15 protein-coding genes are annotated in these 19,173 nt (G+C 66.2%); 2 read left to right on the top strand and 13 right to left on the bottom strand.

What is annotated here, in order from left to right; all coding sequences use genetic code 11:
- Positions 1-122: 122 nt before the first annotated feature.
- Complete coding sequence (locus ACE103_RS34550; RefSeq protein WP_223969638.1) at positions 123-1,394, top strand: ROK family protein; 1,272 nt, start codon at positions 123-125, stop codon at positions 1,392-1,394.
- 79 nt (positions 1,395-1,473) lie between these two features.
- On the top strand, positions 1,474-2,232 hold the full coding sequence (locus ACE103_RS34545; RefSeq protein WP_375776662.1) for an SDR family NAD(P)-dependent oxidoreductase: 759 nt from the start codon (positions 1,474-1,476) through the stop codon (positions 2,230-2,232).
- A 23-nt stretch (positions 2,233-2,255) separates the two neighbouring features.
- On the opposite strand, the gene ACE103_RS34540 is transcribed toward ACE103_RS34545, so the two are convergent.
- The 13 genes from ACE103_RS34540 to ACE103_RS34480 form a co-directional block, all read right to left on the bottom strand.
- Complete coding sequence (locus ACE103_RS34540) at positions 2,256-4,625, bottom strand: xanthine dehydrogenase family protein molybdopterin-binding subunit (RefSeq protein ID WP_375776661.1); 2,370 nt, start codon at positions 4,623-4,625, stop codon at positions 2,256-2,258.
- A gap of 14 nt (positions 4,626-4,639) precedes the next feature.
- The gene (locus tag ACE103_RS34535; protein ID WP_223969635.1) at positions 4,640-5,098 is read right to left on the bottom strand and encodes a (2Fe-2S)-binding protein; all 459 of its coding nucleotides are present in this window, start codon (positions 5,096-5,098) and stop codon (positions 4,640-4,642) included.
- A gap of 15 nt (positions 5,099-5,113) precedes the next feature.
- Entirely contained in the window at positions 5,114-6,004 is an 891-nt protein-coding gene (locus ACE103_RS34530) for an FAD binding domain-containing protein (protein WP_375776660.1), read from the bottom strand.
- Entirely contained in the window at positions 6,004-7,017 is a 1,014-nt protein-coding gene (locus tag ACE103_RS34525; RefSeq protein WP_375776659.1) for an ABC transporter permease, read from the bottom strand. Before ACE103_RS34525 ends, ACE103_RS34530 begins: the two co-directional genes overlap by 1 nt.
- Positions 7,010-8,026: an ABC transporter permease gene (locus ACE103_RS34520; protein ID WP_375776658.1), complete on the bottom strand. Its 1,017-nt coding sequence runs from the start codon at positions 8,024-8,026 to the stop codon at positions 7,010-7,012. Before ACE103_RS34520 ends, ACE103_RS34525 begins: the two co-directional genes overlap by 8 nt.
- Positions 8,023-9,561 carry a sugar ABC transporter ATP-binding protein gene (locus ACE103_RS34515; RefSeq protein WP_375776657.1) on the bottom strand — a complete coding sequence of 513 codons (1,539 nt, stop codon included), beginning with the start codon at positions 9,559-9,561 and terminating at the stop codon, positions 8,023-8,025. Before ACE103_RS34515 ends, ACE103_RS34520 begins: the two co-directional genes overlap by 4 nt.
- A 79-nt stretch (positions 9,562-9,640) precedes the next feature.
- The gene (gene torT, locus ACE103_RS34510) at positions 9,641-10,747 is read right to left on the bottom strand and encodes a TMAO reductase system periplasmic protein TorT (RefSeq protein ID WP_223969630.1); all 1,107 of its coding nucleotides are present in this window, start codon (positions 10,745-10,747) and stop codon (positions 9,641-9,643) included.
- Between the two features lie 116 nt (positions 10,748-10,863).
- On the bottom strand, positions 10,864-12,825 hold the full coding sequence (locus tag ACE103_RS34505) for a hydantoinase B/oxoprolinase family protein (RefSeq protein WP_375776656.1): 1,962 nt from the start codon (positions 12,823-12,825) through the stop codon (positions 10,864-10,866).
- Positions 12,826-12,828: 3 nt separating this feature from the next.
- Positions 12,829-14,853 (bottom strand): hydantoinase/oxoprolinase family protein, encoded by a 2,025-nt coding sequence (locus ACE103_RS34500; protein WP_375781245.1) that lies wholly within the window; start codon positions 14,851-14,853, stop codon positions 12,829-12,831.
- A 194-nt stretch (positions 14,854-15,047) separates the two neighbouring features.
- Positions 15,048-16,007, bottom strand: a complete 960-nt coding sequence (locus tag ACE103_RS34495; protein ID WP_375776655.1) for a helix-turn-helix domain-containing protein — start codon at positions 16,005-16,007, stop codon at positions 15,048-15,050.
- A gap of 107 nt (positions 16,008-16,114) precedes the next feature.
- A complete protein-coding gene (locus tag ACE103_RS34490; RefSeq protein ID WP_375776654.1) occupies positions 16,115-17,080 on the bottom strand; it encodes a LysR family transcriptional regulator in 966 nt (321 codons plus the stop codon).
- Between the two features lie 210 nt (positions 17,081-17,290).
- Complete coding sequence (locus ACE103_RS34485; protein ID WP_375776653.1) at positions 17,291-18,268, bottom strand: biotin-dependent carboxyltransferase family protein; 978 nt, start codon at positions 18,266-18,268, stop codon at positions 17,291-17,293.
- Positions 18,258-19,133: an allophanate hydrolase subunit 1 gene (locus ACE103_RS34480; protein ID WP_223969624.1), complete on the bottom strand. Its 876-nt coding sequence runs from the start codon at positions 19,131-19,133 to the stop codon at positions 18,258-18,260. Before ACE103_RS34480 ends, ACE103_RS34485 begins: the two co-directional genes overlap by 11 nt.
- Positions 19,134-19,173: the final 40 nt, after the last annotated feature.

The following is a 19,173-nucleotide window of genomic DNA, read 5'->3' as shown; positions in this document are numbered from 1 at the left end:
GTCTAGGACTTCACGCAATAATAGTGAGAAGGTGATGTATTTCCGCCGCTATCGGCGCTTTTTGGCCAACATCTGAGTTGTATCCGTTGAATAATTTCATCAAGCGAATTAAAAAAGCCGGCATGAATGAGCAGTCCGAACCGCTGAGACGTGCTTCAAGTCTGGCCCGCGGATCGAACCGCGGCCGTCTCGTCGAAGTCTTGCGGCGTCAGGGGCCATTGCCGCGCGTCGAACTTGCCCGCAGCACCGGGCTGAGCTTCCCGGCCATTTCGGCCATCACGTCGAAGCTGATGGCGGAAGACCTGCTGTGCGAAGCCGAGACGGATGCCGCGACGTCGTTGCCGGACGATGCCGACGACGAGGATGCGGATGGGCTGAGCGGCCGCCGCCGCGGCCGGCCGGCGGTCCTGCTGACCCTGAACCCCGAGTTTGGCCGCATCATTGCCATCTCGCTCCGCATGAACCTGATCGAGACCTTGATCGCCGACTTCAGCGGCGCTGCCCTGGCGCAATCGCGGCTCGAGCTCACGACGCGTGGGCTCGATGCAGGCGCGTTGTGCGATCTCGTGATCGCGCAGATCGAGGCCATGCTCGATGAGACGGCCACGCCGCGGCATCGGCTGCTGGGAATCGGGATTGCGCTGCAGGGCATCGTCGATGCCGACGCCGGCCGGCATCTGTGGAGCCCGGCGCTGTCGATCACCGACGTCGATCTGGCGACGCCGGTCCGCGAGGCATTCGGCGTCGAAGTCGTGATGGCGAACGACGCGGTCGCGGTGGCGCTGGCCCTCGTGGCGGCCGAGCCGGCGCTGGCGCAGGGCCTCACGGCCACGCTCATGGTCGGTCACGGCATCGGCATGGGCATCGTTGTCGATGGTGAAGCGCGCTGGGGTGCCGGCGCGGGCAGCGAGATCGGCCACGTCAAGTTGACGCCGAACGGTCCGCAATGCCGCTGCGGTCAGCGCGGCTGCATCGAGGCCCATCTCGCCGACTATGCGCTCTACCGCGACGCCCGCACCTTTCTCGATCTGCCGCCGGCGGTGTCGCAGCAACCATCCGAGGCGCAGATGGCTCTGTTGCGCGCGCGGGCACGCGCCGGCGATCCCCGTCTCGAACAGCTATTCCGGCAGGCTGGCTACGCGCTTGCCGAGGCGGTGGCCACAACGATCTCGGTCTTGCGCCCGCACCATGTGATCCTTGCAGGTCCCGGCCTGGAGGCGTTTGACATGATGCGCAGTGCCTATGAGGAGCGGCTCGAGCAGGCCGTGTTGCCATGGCTTCTCAAGTCCACCGCGATCCATGTTCGTCCAAGCGAGTCGGCGACGATTGTCGACGGCATGGTGCGGCGGACGCTGCGGGTCGTGGACCGAAACCACATGGAGACGACCGAGTGAACCTCGGGAGCCGTGGCTTTTGCCTTGAGCCGCAGCAACGCAACCGACGCGCTTCAGGCGCCAAAGCGAGAGAATGCCAATGCAGGGTGCCATCTATCCAAGCCTCAAGGACCGGACCGTCCTGGTAACCGGTGGTGGTTCCGGCATCGGCGAGGCCATCGTCCGCCAGTTCATCAGCCAGGGCGCGCGGGTCGGATTCATCGATATCGATATGACGTCCTCGGAGCAGCTGCTGTCCGATTTGGGGGCGCATGCCCGCGTGCACTTCGAGCACGCCGATCTGCGTGACATCGCCGCGCTGCGACGCGCGGTTGCCGGCATCCGCGAGGCGCTCGGGCCGATCACCATCCTGGTCAACAATGCTGCGCGCGACGACCGTCACGCGATCGAGGACGTGACGCCGGAATTCTGGGACGAGCGGATCGCCGTCAACCTGAAGCACCAGTTCTTCAGCGCCCAGGCGGTCGCACCCGACATGAAACAGGCAGGCGGCGGTTCGATCGTCAACATCGGCTCGGTGAGCTGGGTGATCGGTCAGGGCAACATGCCCTGCTACACCACGGCCAAATCAGCGGTGCAGGGCCTGACCCGCGCGCTGGCCCGCGATCTCGGGCCGCACAACGTGCGGGTCAACTCCATCCTGCCCGGATGGATCATGACCCGGCGGCAGCAGGATCTGTGGCTGACGCCCGAAGGTGTGGCCGAACTGATGCAGCGCCAATGCCTGAAGCGCAAGCTCGTGCCTGACGACATCGCCCGTGTCGTCCTGTTTTTCGCCGCCGACGACAGCGGTGCCTGCACCAACCAGAGCCATATCGTCGACGGCGGCTGGGTCTAGCGACGCCGCCCGCCAGCTTGTTGCTATGTCTTGGGAGGTGTCTGATGCGAACGCGTCAGATTGTCGGCCCACGCATCGGCAATGTGGGGAAGGGTCAGATCCTGCTTGCGATCGAGCAGGAGTTCGAGCACGCGTGGCGGGGTCAATGGAAGTGCCTGGACGCGCTTGCCGGTGGCGTTTGCAACCGCGCATGCGACGGCCGCTCCGACATTCAGGATCGGCACCTCGCCGGCACCCTTGGTGCCGAGCGGTCCGATTGACGGCGCACCCTCGTAAAGGCTGATCTCCACCGGCACGACATCGAGCGCCAGCGGCACGCGGTAGGTCTCGAAACCGCTCTGGCAGACACGGCCGTTGCTGCCGATCGTGACTTCCTCGTGCAACGCGTAACCCAGCCCCTGCACGACACCGCCCTGGATCTGGCCATGGATGGCGCGCGGGTTCAGCGCGCGGCCGACGTCCTGCACCACGCGATAGCTGAGCACCTCGACATGTCCGGTTTCCGGATCGACGGCGACCTCGCAGTCGTGGACCGCGAAGACGGGGATGTCGATCGCGTCGATGAAATGTCCGGCGACGCAGCCCGGCATCGCCGGTACGCCGGCGCCGGTGAACGCGCCGGTGCCGGACACCGGGCCAGCCAGAGCCTGGGCACGGGTCGCGACCTCCGCGACCGTACGGCCGGAGCCCGGCGCGCCGGCGATCTCGATTCGGCCGTCGCGCATGACGAGATCATCCGGCGCAGCCTCGATCATCTCGGAGGCGACCTTCAAGAGTTTCGTGCGTACCTCCTGCGCTGCCGACAGGCTGGCCGCGCCGAGCGAAACGGTGGTGCGGCCGCCGCCGACGCCGACGTCATAACCGGCTGCATCGGTATCAGCGGCGCGGACGATCACATGCTCGGGCGCAATGCCGAGCGTGCTGGCCACGATCTGCGGTAGGCTCTGCATCATCGAGCCGGATCCGATCTCCACACCGGACGTGACCAGCGTCGCCGTGCCGTCGGCATTCATGTTCACCGTCGCCGCCGATGGTCCGACGAAGACAAACCAGGTGCCGACGGTGGTCGCGCGTCCATGGAGCCGGCCGTCGGTGCGCGCCGGCGGCGGCGCTGCCGCATCGCGCAGCGTATCCATCCGCTCGAGCATCGGGCCGAGCACGTCGCCTTTGAACACCTGGCCGGTGGCGCCGAGATCCTTGTCGCCGAGCACATTGCGGCGGCGGAAGGCGAGCGTATCCATTCCGATCCTTGCCGCGATCTCGTCGGTGTGGCGCTCCAGCGCAAAGGTGTTGTAGACCCCGTTGCAGCAGCGGAAGGCGCCGTTCGGCGCCGTGTTGGTATAGACCGCACGCGACACCATGCGTACGCTTCCAAGCCTGTAGTTTCCGCCGAGCGTGTGCGCGGTCATGGTGGTCAGGAAGATCTGTTCGCCGCCATAGGCGCCGCAGTCCATTAGGACGACGGCCTCGCGCCCCACGATATCGCCCGCGCGCGTCACCGCCGAGCGGATGCGGATATCGGCGTTCTCGCGGAACAGGCAGGTCAGCATCTCCTCCTCGCGCGAATTGACGAGGCGCACCGGCCGGCCGCTGGCGCGGGCGAGCAGGGCGGCGAAAGGCTCAACGGCCAGATCGAACTTGAGACCGAAGCCGCCGCCGACCGGCGGCACCGTGACGCGGACTTGTGATGCCGGTACGCCCAGCAGGCGCGCGGTCGCATTGCGGACGCTCCAGGGAACCTGCGTTGAGGTCTCGATGTGGAAGCGCCCATCCTCGTAGCTCGCGACGACTGCGCGCGGTTCGAAGGCGACGTGGTTCTGCCTGCCGACGCGAAAGCAGCTTTCGACGATCTCGACGTCGGGCCGGGCAAAGGCGGCATCGACGTTGCCGCGAACGACGGTCGCCTCCCAGGCGACGTTGCCGCCGCGCGCGCTGCCTTCGAGCAAGACCTCATAGCTGCGCCAGTCCGGATGAACCAGTGGCGCGCCAGATGCCAGCGCATCTGCCATAGTCAAGACTGCGGGGAACGGCTCGATCTCCACGTCGATCGCCGCGAGTGCGGCCTGCGCCTGCGCCAATGTGGCGGCTGCGACCGCGGCGAGCGGCTCGCCGTCGTAGCGGATGACGTCGCGGGCGAACAGCGGGTGATCGGCGATGCCGATCCCGATCATGCCGGGCGCATCGGCCGCCGTCACGATCGCACGCACGCCCGGCATGCGGGCCGCTCTGGACGTATCGAGACGAATGATCCGTCCCGCCGGCACGCCGGCGCGCAGCACCGCAGCATGCAGCATGCCCGGCAGATACCGGTCGATGGTGTAGCGGGTGCGGCCACGCAGCTTGTCGGCGGCGTCACGCCGGCGCAGATCCATCGTCGCGGAAACGTCTGACATCCTTGCGCCCCCGATCATGCCGAGGCCAAGGCGAGCAGTGTCGCCTCGACGATGCGTTCATAGCCCGTGCAGCGGCAGATATTTCCGGTCAGCGCCATCAGGATGTCGTCACGGGTGGCATCCGGCCGGGTCGTCAGGAAATGCGTCAAGCTCACCACCATGCCGGGAAAGCACATGCCGCACTGGACGGCATCGCTGGCCTCAAGCGCGGCCTGAATGCGGTTCAGCATTCCCAGAGGTGCAAGGCCTTCGACGGTGCGGATCTCGCGGCCATCGGCCAGCGCAGCAGGCAGCAGGCACGAAGGCGTGGGCTCGCCGTCGATCAGCACCATGCAGGCGCCACAAAAGCCCTCGCGGCAGACAGGCTTCGCGCCGGTCAGATGCATCTCTTCGCGCAGGATATCGACCAGCGGGGTGGCAGGATCGGCCGCGCAGGATAGGCGATCGCCGTTGACGGTCAGGCTGAATCCCATGTCATCTCCGCGCGTTCATGAGCCAAGTGCAGCGATCGCGGCGCGGCGGACGAGGCCGGGCAGCACGCTGACGCGATACCAGGCCGGCGCATCGACGCTGTCGCGGCCGACGAACTCGTCGCTCAGTTCGGCCGCACGACGCGCCGCTGCTGCGGCGTCGAGTGGATGTCCGATCAGCGCCACTTCAAGCCGTGGCCAGCGGCGTGCGCCCGGTTCGACCGAGCCAACCGCGATCCGCGCCGCGTGGACGCGGTTCGCCGTATCGACGCTGACCGAAAGGCTGACGATGGCGACCGGATAATCGCCCGCTCGGCGTAGCGGCAGGCGGGCATGGGCCGTCTTGCGCTCCGCCCGAGGCACGATGATCCGTGTCACCAGGCGGCCGGGCGCGAGCGTTGATCGGATTGCGAGGAAATCCGCCAGGCCGATGCGCTCGCGACCGTCGCGGCCCGCGATCTCGACATCGGCATCGAGACAGAGTAGCGCCGGCACGCAATCCGCCGCGGAAAATTCCGACGTCGCGAGATTGCCGCCGATCGTCGCCATTGCGCGGATCGCGGGGTTGGCCGAGCCTCCGGCTGCTGCTGCGAGGCCGGCAAATTGCGGAAGGCCGGCCAAGGATGCCGCAAGCGCCGCGTGCGTGACCGCCGCACCGATCTCGACGGCATCGCCGCCGATCCGAACCGCGGTCAGCTCGGCGATTCTTCCGACGGCGACATAGTGGGTTCTGAGCGGCTCGTGCCGGATCGGCGATCGCATGATCCATGTGCCGCCGGCCAAGGGAGCGCCAGCGGCACCGTATTCGCTCAATGCATCGAGTGCGGCGGCGAGCGAGGGCGCGACATAGATCGATGCCGGCGCATCGCGCGGTCCGACCGGGACGTTCTGGATAGGAGAGCCTGACATCATTGCCGCCGCTCCTGCCGCAGGCGATCCAGCAGCACGCCGATGATGACGATCGCGCCGAGCACGACCATCTGGACGTATCCGTCGATCCGGGTGAGGTTCATGCCGTTGGAGAGAATGGTGATGAACAGGGCGCCGAGCACGGCGGTGCCGACACCGCCGCGGCCGCCCGCCAGGCTCGTTCCGCCGACCACGGCACCGGCGATCGCCTGCAACGAGAGCGCGCCGCCGAGGTTCGGTTCACCCGATCCGGTTCGCGCCGTCATCATGATCGCACCGAGCGCGGCAAGTCCCGAGCACAGCACATAGGTCGCGACCAAAATGCGCTTGACCGGCATGCCGGCGACCGCCGCGGCACGCGGGTTGGTGCCGATCAGATAGAGCGACCGGCCGAACACGGTGCGGCCCAGCAGCAGATGAAGCGCGATGCCGACCCCGACGGTGATCACAATCGCCGCCGGTACCCCGAAGATGCTGCCGCTGTAGAAGATCTGCGAGAACGGTGCCGGCACGCCTTGCACCGGCCGTCCGGCCGAAAGCGTGGTCGCAATCCCGATCGCGATATTGTAGCTGCCGAGGGTTGCGACGAATGGGTTGACCCCGAGCAGTGCGACGACCACGCCGTTGAAGAGACCGCACGCGATGCCGAGGGCGAAGCCGGCGCCGAGCCCGGCGAGCAGCACAGCCCCCGCGCCGTGGCCGGACGCCGTGGCGCCGGCCATCGCGAGCGCGCTGCCGACGCTGACCATCGACACCGTCGGGCCAAGGGCAAGGTCGAAACCACGCGTCAGGATGACCACGGTCTGCGCCATCGCGAACAGTGCCAGATAGCTGGTCTGCTGTGCGATGTTGAGCAGATTGGCCGGCGACAGCACCCCGCGGTCGACCGCGGCGAAGCCGAGCAACAACACTGCCAATGCGACCGGCAGGACCGCGCTCCAGAGCCTATGGCCGAGCGTCAGCTTCGGCCGGTCGGTGTCCTTGGCGGCAACGGTCAATTCGAGATCAGACACGCGGCTTGCTCCCTCGGCTGAGTTCGTCGAGCGCCACGGCTGCGACCATGATGACGCCGAGGAAGACCGGCTGGAGCCGCGAGTCGACGTGCAGGAGGTTGAGTGCATTGCCCAGAATCGTGAGGAACAGCGCGCTGATGGCGACGATCTCGATGCGCCCGACGCCACCGCGCAGACTGACGCCGCCGATCACGGCGGCGGCGATCGACTGCAGCATCATCCGGTCGCCGCCAAAGCTTGCCTGCCCGGAGCCGACCTGTGCCGTCAGCAGGATGCCGGTCAATGCCGCAAGGACGCTCGAGACCACGTAGGTGCCCACGATATGGCGCTGGATCGTCACGCCCGACGCCACGGCGGCGTCGACATTGCCGCCGATCGCATAGACGTAGCGGCCGAACAGCGTGCGTCGCTGTGCAAACACCATCACCAGGATCACGATCAGCGCGACGTGGGCGGCGGTCGGCAGACCGAATGCCTGGGCGCGTCCGAAGCCCTTCACGAATACCTCCGGCATGCCGTAAACGGGGATGCCGTTGGTGATCATGAGGCCGACGCCGGCAGTGGCGGACATCGTGCCCAGAGTCACCACAAAGCCGGAGACCTTGAGCTTTGCCACGCAGAAGCCGTTGACGAGCCCGACCGCGACGCCGCAACCGAGCCCGGCCGCGACCCCGCTTGCGATGATGAGGACGTTGGAGCCGGGGAATGCGGCCGCGGTGGCCGCCATGGTCTTGGCCGTGACGACACTCGCCAGGGCGACCACCGCGCCAACCGAAAGATCGAAGCCGCCCGCGATGATGACCAGCGCCTGGCCGCAGGCGACGATCGCCAGCAGCGAGGCGTTGCGCAGGATGTTGAGGACGTTGATGATGCCATAGAACTGCGCATCGACCGACGACATGCCGGCCACGAGCAGCACAAGCAGCGCCGGCAGCAACCCGATCCGGCCTGCGATCGACCGGAGGCTGACCAAGCCCCGTGGCGCTGCGGCGGCCAGGGCCGTGTTCATGCGACCTCCGCGGCGTGATGATCGCGGAAGAAGCTCGAAAGCACATTCTGCTCGGTCTTCGCGGCGCCCGTCAGCTCGGCGACGATGCGGCCCTGATGCATGACATAGAGCCGGTTCGACAGCGCCAGCACCTCGGGCAGTTCGGATGACACCACGATCACGGCAGCGCCGGCCTCGACGAGACGCTTCATGAACTCGTAGACCTCGAGCTTGGCGCCGACGTCGATGCCGACGCTCGGCTCGTCGAACAGGAACACGGTCAGCTCGCGCGTCAGCGCGCGTCCCAGCATCACCTTCTGACGATTGCCGCCCGACAGGGCGCCGGCGCTCCGTTCGATGTTCGGCGGCCTCAGCTGCAGCTGCGTCATGATGCCCGCGATCGTCACGCGTTCGGCGGCCTGCCGTAAGACGCCGAAGCGGGCGAAGGCGGGCAGGTCGAGCCCGGTCATCGATGCGTTCTCGCGGATCGGACGGGACAGCGCGAGCCCCTCGGCGATCCGGTTGGCGGGGAAGTAGGCAACGCCGCGCTTGAGGCTATGACTTGGCCTTGGAGATTCGTAAGGCGCGCCGTCGATCCGGATCGCGCCCGCTGACGCGCGCTCGATGCCGTAGATGGCGCGGATCAGCTCCGACTTGCCGCAGCCGACGAGGCCCGCGATGCCGGTGATCTCGCCGGCCCGGGCATGGAAATTGACCTCCCGGACGCTGCCGTCGGCGAGCGTCAGGTTCTCGACGTCGACCATCACCTTGTCCGGCTGATGGGCGATAGTGGGAAACAGCAGGTCGATCGTGCGGCCGGTCATCAGTTCCACGAGTTCGCCGTCAGTCGACTTCGCGGCATCGAGAGTCCGGATGTGACGGCCATCGCGCAGCACGGTCACACGGTCGGCAAGGGCACGGATTTCGCGCATGCGATGCGAGACGTAGATCAGTCCGACATTCTGGCTCTTCAGGCGCGCGATCAGCTCGAACAGCCGCCCGGTTTCGCGTTCGGTCAACGACGCGGTCGGCTCATCGAGGATCAAGAGACGCACGCGGCCGAGCAGCGCCTTGGCGATCTCGGCCATCTGCTGATGCGCGCGGGACAGGTCGTCGATCCGTTGCGCGGGATCGAGGTCGAAGCCGAGCTCGTCGATCAGCGCCCTGGCGCGCTTGCGCATCTCGCGCGCACGCAACATTCCGCCGCGCGTGATTTCGCGGCCAAGGAACAGGTTCTCTTCCACGGTGAGGCTCGGGATCAGCGAGAACTCCTGGAACACCGGACTGATGCCGATCTCTCGCGCGCGCTGCGGCGTCAGATGCCGGATTTCCTCGCCGCCGAAACGGAACGTGCCTTCGTCGGGGGGAAACGTGCCGGATACGACATTGATCAGGGTCGACTTGCCGGCGCCGTTCTCGCCGAACAGGACGTGAAGCTCGCCGGCACGGACATCGAGGTCGACGCGATCGAGCGCACGGACGCCGGTGAATCGCTTCGATATCCCTCGCAACTGAAGCAAGGGTTCGGCCGGCCTCGGGTCGATCTCGACGTTCATCCGCTTCTCCGTTGGCCGCGAGCCAGCAGGCGGGAGCACGCTCCCGCCTCGACCGTTCAGGCCGGCTGCTTGACCATGCCTACTTGGCCTTGACCGAATAGACCGGCGTCCAGCTTCCGGGCGCCAGCACGAGATCCATCTGCAATTTCGGCACCGTGGTCTTGTCGATCATCGTGGCCACCGGCTGGACCAGGCTCATGACCGGCTTCTTCTCGATCAGACGCACCGCCTGATCGATCGCGATCGCGCCTTCGCCGACGGGATATTGGGTAGCGAAGGCGAGGATGTCGCCGCGGTTCAGCGCGTCGAGCATGGCCTGGTTTTCGTAGGACGACACGATCTTCAGGTCGCTTCGGCCGGCCTCGGCGACCGCGCCGATGGCAGCTTCGGCGGTGGGAGCGGTGCCCCAGATCACGTTCATGGCGGGATAGGCCTGCAATGCGTCCTGGATCAACTGGAGTTGCACCGCGACGCCGGAGTCGCCGAACTTCTCGGCCAGAATCTTGGCGTTCGAATTCTTGGCGATGGCCTTCTTGAACCCTTCATTGAACGATTCCGCCCAGCCCGAGCCGGCCGGACCGGGGAATGTCACGATGTTGAGCTTGTCGCCGGGCTTGGTCTGCGCCAGCAGGCCGTCGCCGGTGACTTCGCCCATGGCGACGAAATCGACATAGTTGGCCGCAGGCAGTGCGTTCGGCGGCAGCGGATTGGTGACGCCGACCACCGGCACGCCCTTGGCCTTGGCCTCCTCGAATTTCTTGCTGAGCCCCGCGCCGGAGATCGCGCCGACGATGATCGCGTCCGGTCCGCTCGCCATGCAGTCATCGAATTGCGAAAGCTGCTTGGGCAGGTTCTCGTAACCTCCGGCTTCGTAGAGGTTCATGTTGACGTTCATCGCTTCGGCCTGTTTCACGATGCCGTAGGCGACCGCGACCCAGAAGCTATCCTTCATGTGCGGAAACAGCACGCACAGCCTGTAGGGCTTTTCGGCCTTCGGCAGCGGCGTGTAGTCCGCCGGCTTCGGCGTGCCGGATGACGCGTCGTAGACCTTCATGGGAAACCACGGTGCCTCGGTCCCGGCCGCCGCCGGCGTGGCGGTGCCGGCAAGGGCGAGGGCCGTGGCGATGCCGAGCACGGAGCGGATGGGCCACAGTCGGTTGGAAGAAAGGCACGTCGTGATCGTCATAGCGCTATCCTCATGGTTTGAATGAAAGTGCAGGCGATGCAGGGGGAGGCGACGGCTCGAATCCTCTTTGGTGGTTTGACCGCGCCGTCTGCCGACGGCGCGGCCGCCGGCGACGATCAGCCCACCTTCCACATCGCGACCGAGCGCCGCTCGAACGCTTCGCGGAATTGACGGGTGGATTCGGGAAGCAGCGCGCCGGTGCCCCAGTCGAGGATCACCGCGTGCTTTCGGATCACGTCGAACGTGTTGATCTCTCCGCTGCGGTAACGCTGCGCCACCGTCTCCGGGTCGAGCCGGGCATTGGCGACGCGCTCGGAGCGGATCTTGGTCCGGAGCGAAGCGGTCGCGACCTTGTCGACCTCGTAATTGCAAAGCTCGGCGTCGATGGTGTGCACCACGACGCCATAGTCCTTGGCGGCACGCTCGACCGAGACATAGTCGTCCTTGATGTCCTCGATCACGAGGTTCGGATCGCGCTCCAGCGGATCGCCGAACCCGCCGCCGCCGGCGGTCGGACGCGAAAAGACGTCGCCTTCGCCGATCGGCACGTCGGAGAAGATCGAGCCCAATCGCTCCTCGGCCGCGCTGCCGGCGCGCTTCAAGGTCAGGCCGTGCGGCATCGACGGCAGGCCGCCCTCGATGCCCCACACGATCGCGCGCTCGCGGTCGCAGATATAGGAGATCACGGTCTTCTCGGCCTGCAGCATCCGCGACATCTTCACCACGCCGGCGCCGCCGCGCCATTTGCCGGGGCCGGGCGAGTCCTTGAGGATCTCGCATTCGGTGGTCAGGATCGGGTTGGCGCGCTCCTGGCCTTCGACCGGCTGCGACATCAGTCCGGTGCCGAAGCAGGCGGTGGTGACATTGCTGCCGTCCTTGCCGTTACGGCCGCCCCAGCCGCCGGGCAGCCAGTCGTAGAACATGAAGATCGGCTTGTCGGCGCTGCGGGCGTCGAGACCGCCGGTGAGCAGATATTCGAGATTGAAGGCGCAGGCGAGCGCGCGCTCCGGCATCAGCTTCGACCACATTTCGTAGATCGAGTTCATGATCTTCTCGAACGGCATCAGGAAGCCGGTGACCGCGATCGGCCATTTGGCATCGACGATCGAACCTTCGGGAGCGATGATCTCGAAGCAGCGGTAGAAGCCGGAATTGAGCGGAAGATCGGGAAAGAAGGTCTTCATGCCGGCGGCGACCGCGGAAAAGGTCGCGCCGAACGCCGAGTTGTAGATCGAGCCGATGGTCGGATGGCTGCCGGTGAAGTCGTAGATCGCGCGGTCGCCCTTGATCGTCATCTTGATGCGGATCGGGATCATGCCTTCGCCGCCGGCCGGATCGCGGTCGATGTAGTCGACCGTTTCCCATTCGCCGTCAGGCAACGCTGCGATGCGCTGGCGTGCCGAGCGCTCGACATAGTCCTGCACGGCGGCAAGCCCGGTCTCGACGGTATCGCGGCCGTATTTGCCAACCAGACGCAGGATCTCGCGTTCGCAGACCGCGGTTGCCTCGGCCTGTGCCTGGATATCGCCGATGATCGAGGCCGGATCGCGCGTATTGGAGGCGATCAGATGCGCGACGTCCTTGCGCAGGCCGTTCTTGTCGAACAGGCGGACCGGCGTGATGCGCAGGCCCTCGCGGAACATCTCGCGGGCGGCGACGTCGAACGACCCCGGCACGCTGCCGCCGACGTCCGACCAGTGCCCGTTGGACTGGCTGAAGGCGATGATCTTGCCGTCGGCGAAGATCGGACGGATGAGCCGCACGTCGGAAAAATGCGTGCCGCCGGCATAGGGATCGTTGATCGCGAAGACGTCGCCCTCATGCATGTCGCCTTCGAAGTGGCGCATCACGTCCTTGCAGGTGAAATGCAGCGTGCCGACGTGGACCGCGATATCCTGGTTGCCCTGCGCCGCACATTCGCCGTTGGCGTCATGCAGCGCGCTGGAGAAGTCGCGGTTGTAGATGACGAAGGAGTAGCAGGTCCGCAACACCTGCTCGCCCATCTGGTCGACGCTGGTAATGAAGGAATTCTTCAGAACCTCGAAGGTTACGGGGTCGAGCGGGAGAGCTCCGGCCATGGTTCACTCCTTCACGCGGATGATGATGTTGAGATATTTGTCGACCTCGGCGGCGGCGCCGGGCGGCACCACGGTGGTCGCATCGACCTGCTCGATGATCGCGGGGCCTTGAAAGGAGAAGCCGCAGGGCAGGTCGTCGCGCTGATAGACGGGCGTATCGAGCCCGCTGCCCTCGAACCAGACCCTGCGGCGGCCAATCGGCTCGGGGCTAGCGCCGGTCGGCTGGTGAACGGCAAATTCGGCCTTGGGAACCACGCCAACTGCCTTCAGATTGAGACGGAAGAAGCTGACCGGCGCGCTGTCGCGGCGGAAATTGTATTCGCGCTGGTGCTCGGCGTGGAAGCTCTGCACCAGATCGGAAATTGCGCCGATCGGTTGCGGTGCGTTCACCGCGAGCGAACGCCACTGACCGCGGTACATCATGTCGATCGACCGCTGCAGCACTATATCCTGCTGTGCGACGCCCTCATGGGTCAGCCGTGCGAGCGCGGCTTTCTCGAGCTCGGCGAACTGCGCTTCGATCTCGTCGGCATCGGCGTCGGCCGCGTCGACCATGCAGCTCTGCGAGAAATCGTGCTGCATGTCGACCAGCAGGCATCCGAGCGCGGAGGTCACGCCGGGGTTCGGCGGCACGATTACGACGGGAATCGCCAGCTCGCGCGCGACGTCGACGCCATGCAGGGCGCCGGCGCCGCCGAACGCCACCAGCGCAAAGTCACGCGGGTCGTAGCCGCGACTGATCGAGATCAGCCGCACCGCATCCGACATGTTGGCATTGGCGACCTTGACGATGGCGTCAGCGGCTTCGTGCAGGCCAAGGCCGAACGGCTTGGCGACGCCGCTCTCGACGGCTTTCCGCGCCAGCTCGGGGTCGAGCTTCACCTTGCCGCCGGCGAGGTCGGTGCCGAGCCGGCCCAGCGTCACGTTGGCGTCGGTGTTGGTCGGCTGGGTGTTGCCGTTGCCGTAGCAGGCCGGTCCCGGATGGGCGCCGGCCGATTGCGGACCGTTGCGCAGGGAGCCGGCCGGGTCGGTCCAGGCCAGCGAGCCGCCGCCGGCGCCGATGGTGAGCACCTCGATCGAGGCGAAGCGGATCGGATAGCCGAATTCGATGTGCCAGTCCTTGGTGACACGCGAGCGGCCCTCATAGGCAAGCGATACGTCGGTGGACGTGCCGCCCATGTCGAGGCCGATCGAGTTGGGAAAGCCGCACAGGCCGGCGACGTAGCGGCTGGCGATGGCGCCGGCGGCGATGCCGGAGCCGGCGAGGCGCGCCGCGAAGTCCTTGACGCTCGCCGGCGTCATCACCCCGCCGCCGGTGTGCAGCAGCAGGAGATCGCGGGTGTAGCCCTCGTGCGCCAGGCGCTCGCCGAGCCGGCTCGTGTAATTGACGACCACCGGGCTCACGACGGCGTTGGCGACCGTGGTCGAGAACCGCTCGTGTTCGAAGATCTCGGGAAGCACTTGCGAGGAGATCGACACCGGAATGTCGGGCATCTCCGCCAGCAGGATGTCACGCATCGCGCGTTCATTGGCGCCGTTGAGATAGGCATTCATGAAGCAGACCGCGACCGCGGCGACGCCGCGACGCTTGAGGATGCGGGCCACGTCGCGCGCAGCCTCGACGTCGAGCGGTTCGATCACCTTGCCGCCGGCATCGACGCGCTCGGGCACGGTCAGGCGATCGCGACGTGGCACGTAGGGCCGGACAACGTCCTTGTAGGTATCCCAGAGGTCTTCCTTGTTGGCGCGCCTGATCTCGATGACGTCGCGGAACCCCTTGGTCGTGACCACGGCGGTGCGGGGCAGGCGGCGGGTGATCAGCGCGTTGGTGGCAACCGTCGTGCCGTGCGAGAACAGCGCCACCCTGGCAAGATCGATGCCGGCCTTGGACACGCCGCCCATGATGCCTTCGATCGGATCGCGCGTGGAGGAGGTCTTCTCGATGCGGATGAGGCCGGTCGTCTCGTCCATAATGCAGATGTCGGTGAACGTCCCCCCGACATCGACGGCCACACGAAGGTCCTGCACCATGCGTCTTCCTTTCGAACAAGCGTTTCGCCGATCTTAGGCAGAGCGGCGGCCCGCCTTCTTGACGCTGAGCGCAGGAAGACTTGTGCGAGAGAGCGAACCGCTTGGCGGGCCATGCGTACCGGGACCGGCGGCGGGCTGCCCGGGAAGCGGTCAGGTTAGCCGGTCAGGTGGGTGCGGTTGCGATGCCGTGTTCAGGCGTTGGCGGCGCGCGAGGTGGCGCGCGCCTCGCTCGGGGTGCAGCCGAACCGGCCGCGATAGTTGCGGCTGAATTGCGCCTGGTCGGCAAAGCCCCATTGGTAGGCGATTTCCGAGATGCTCTTGCGGCAGCTCGCATCGCGAAGCAGGGCGTCGCACATCGCTAGCCGCTGGTTGCGGATGTAGGCGCAGACGGTCAGACCCTCGCCCTCGAAGATCTGGTGCAGATAGCGCAGCGAGATGCCGCAGCCGTCGGCGACCATCTGCGGGGTGAGCCGCATGTCGTCGAGGCGAGCGCGGATGAACTGCTCGCAGCGCAGCAGATGGCCGTTGCGCACCGAGGACGAGTGGCCGGTCAGCACGCGGTCGTCGGATTCGATGGCCATCGCAAGCAGCTCGATGAGGTGCTTGCCCATCATCGCGCGCGCCGTCTCGTCCATTTCCTCGATCCGCTCACCGGAGAGGCGCAGCGTGTCGACGAACAGCGCGCCGACGCTGCGGCTGGCGTCGAATTGCAACGTGGCGAGGCGCTCGGGCCGCGAAATCCGGCTGCGCAGCACCGCGCTCGGGATCTTCAGGCACCACAGCGCCGTCGGATCCTGATGGCTGAACTCGTAGGGGAGGTGGCTGCGCTCGATCAGGAACGCGCCCGGCCGGCAGTGCACCACCTTGCCGTCCTGCTCGAAACGGATTTCGGCAAGTTCGGGCACCGTGATCAGGAAGGATTCCTCCCGCTCGCTCAGCAGATGCCGCTCATGCCGCTTGTAAAGCAGGCCATTTGCAATGTTGCGGGACACCGAGAGGGGGCCCATCGACCAGGCGCCGAGGCGCGCATTGAAGTCGCGGGTGCTCGGAAAACGCAGGTCGAGCGAGTAATAAGTCTTCGAGACGACCTCCTGCCAGTACTGGCGGCGCGTCTGCAGCGGGATGTCGTTGGTCGTGTAGGTGACTTGCATGTCTCACTCCCCGCCGCCGGCTGTGCCTCCGGTCGTCGTGTCCCAGGCCAAAGTTTGGCGAGGACTGCCGGACGGCGTCAAGTCGAATAAAACGGAAACAGATATTTCTAGATTTCGATCGCCTCCTCGGCTTGGTGCCGGTGATCCATGCTGACCGGGGGCCGGGCCGGCCCGACGCCTGCAACCGCAAAGCGCATGAAATCGCGGAACGCCATCGCGGCTTCCGACGGCTTGATGTCGCGCCGCCACGCAAGACCGATATCCATGCTGGGCACCTCGTCCTCGATGACGCGGGTCTCGATCCGCTGTCCCTCCAGCGACCAGGGCCGGTAGATCAGGTCGGAGAGAATGGCGATGCCCATGCCGCCTGCGACCATGGAGCGCACGGCCTCGACCGAGGAGGTGCGGAAGATCGTGTTCGGTTCGAGCGAGGCGTTGCTCCAATAGCGCATCGAGGTGTGCTTGGCTTCGTCGACGGTGAGCATGACGTAAGGATAGGTGGCGATGTCGGCGAGATGGACCCGCTCGGCGCGGGTCAGCGGATGCTCGGGCGCAAGCCACAGGCGGCGCGGCGATCGCAGCAGCGTCTCGCTGGTCAGCTTGGCGTTGTCTCGCAGGTTCGAGACCAGCATCACCGCGAGATCGAGCGCGCCGTCGACGAGCGCACGTTCGAGCACGTCGCGCGGCGCCTCGAACAGCTCGATCGTGATGCCGGGAAAGCTTGCCTGGAAGCGTTTCTGATGGCGCGGCAAGAAGTAGCCCGACACGGTGTAGGTGACGCCGATGCGGACCGTTCCGAACAGTGGTCCCGCGGACATCTGCGTGTTCCGCACGGCTTCGGCGACGGCGGCGAGGATTTGACGGCCCTGGGACAGGAAGCGGCTGCCCTCCATGGTGACCGTCACGCCGTTCGGCGCGCGCTCCAGCAGGCGAGCGCAGACGGTCGCTTCGAGTTGCTGAATGGCCGCGGTGACCGCGGATTGCGAGACGTTGAGGTCGATCGCCGCCTGGCTGATGCGCCCGGTCTCGGCGGCGGCGACGAAGTAGCGGATCTGTTTCAGAGAAACGGACATCGCGGTTGTTCCGATGTTGCCTAACTCATGAGCGGTGTTTCTCAGCCCGGCTGCATTCGTTGCAACTCTCGTGCCGACAGGTACAGAACGCGCGGTGACGTCAATATCAGGCGGGAGAGGCCGCAACCGACGGCCTGAAGCCTGGAATACGCGCGGTCACCCCGATCGGTGGCCGCGGTCTTTGGCGGATAGGGACGCGGCTGCCGGCGGCTACGCCAGCGCGCTGTGCAGCTTGCCCAGCAATTCCGACCGGCGCTTGCGGGCCGCAAGCGCCTGGTTCATGTCGACCTTGACGAATTTCACCGGCGTATTGGGCTGCAGCTGGCCGATCAGATCCATGTCCGCGGCGATCACGGTCCCGACCATGAAGTAGCCGCCGCCGGACACTGCGTCACGATGCAGCACGATCGGTTCGGTGCCGCCGGGAACCTGGATCGAGCCGTAGGGATAGCAGGCATCGGTGATGTTGGACGGGTCGGAGCCGGCGCCGAACGGCGGTTCGCGCGGGACGAATTCGAGCGGCTTGCCGCCCTTGAAGCGGTAGCCGATCCGGTCGGCTTCCGGCGCCACCTTCCAGGTGTCGGAGAAGAAGCCGTTGCCGGCCGCCTCGGTGATGCGGTGCCAGTAGAGACCGGGCATGGCGCGTAGTTCCGTCGGCATCCCTGCCGGTTGCCCGCGCAGATCCCTGGCAACGCTGCGTCCATCCTTGCCCGTCGCGGCGGCAGTGCCGATTGGCAGTTCGTCGCCGGCCTCGAGCTTGCGGCCCTTGAAGCCACCGAGCGCGCCGAGCGCGTAGGTCGAGCGCGAGCCGAGCACGGTGGGCACGTCGATTCCGCCGGCGACTGCGATGTAGCCGCGCGCACCCCGCTTGAGGAAATCGAAGGAGAGGATCTGGCCGCGCTTCACCCTGAAGCTGGTCCAGGTTTCGCGCGGCTCGCCGTCGAGTTTCGGCGGCAGCTCGGCGCCGGTGATCGCGACGGTCGTGCCTGCGGTGAATTCGAGTTCGGGTCCCATGAACACGGCCTCGAGCACGGCAGCACCCGCGTCGTTGCCGACCAGCAAATTGGCCGCGACCAGCGCGTGACGGTCCATGGCGCCGGAGAGCGGGATGCCGATGTGATAATAGCCCGGACGTCCGAGGTCCTGGACGGTGGTCGCAAGACCCGGCTTCAAAACCTTAACGGCCATGGAGGACTCCATCGAGCTTGGCGTTGTAGGCATCAACGTCGCGGTTGAATTCGGTCAGCGAGAACGAGACGTCGCGGATCACAGGCGCAAAGCGGCCGGCGTCGACGTCGGCGACCGCCGCGTCATAGGCCGCCCGGTCGATCGGTTTCCACTTCACGATGTCGCCCGGTTTGAACAGGCACATGAAGTCGCGCAAATAGCTGATGTTCTGGTTGGGGTCATAGATCGGCATCGGTGTGATGCCGAACATCTGGTAGCCGCCGGCACCGCGCACCGAGTAGATGCAGCTGAAGCAGCCGCCATGTCCGACGGTGAGCTTCGGCGTGTCGGTGCGCGGGCGCAGATATTTCGGCGCCTGAAGCTGCCGCTTGCGCTCGACCATCTGGTAGAGGAAGGGCAGGCCGGCGACGAAGCCGACCATCGAGACGAACCAGGGCGCGCTGGAATGCGCCTTGATGAAGGCGTCGACGCTATCGAGGCCGTTGATGCGCGCGGCGTATTCGAGGTCGGTCCCGTTCGGATCCTGATGACGCTCGCGGAAGCGCATCAACGTCTCATGCGTCCAGGGATCGTTGTAGAGCACGGGAATCTCGATGATCCGCGTCTTGATCACCGGTTCCGATTTCTCGGATGCGGAATCCAGCCGCTTCAGCTCGGTCAAGAGGTCGTCCGGCTTGATCTGATCCGGATCGAACTTGACCTGATAGGACGCGTTGGCCGGGCAGATCTCCGTGACACCCCTGATCTTGGCGTCGCGCACCGCATTGGTGATGAAGAGGCTCTTGAAAAAGGCCTCGAGCGACATCGCTTCGCCGACCTCGGCGAAAATGTGCTCGTCGCCGCCGAAGGAAAATCGAGTTTGCATGACTAGCGGCCTCCTGTTGCTGACGGGGCGGATTCTCTCG

It is taken from the genome of Bradyrhizobium sp. ma5 (assembly GCF_042258955.1).
Taxonomy (GTDB): Bacteria; Pseudomonadota; Alphaproteobacteria; order Rhizobiales; family Xanthobacteraceae; genus Bradyrhizobium.
Note: the sequence above shows the minus strand (reverse complement) of the source record. Positions and strands in the feature narration are given on the sequence as shown.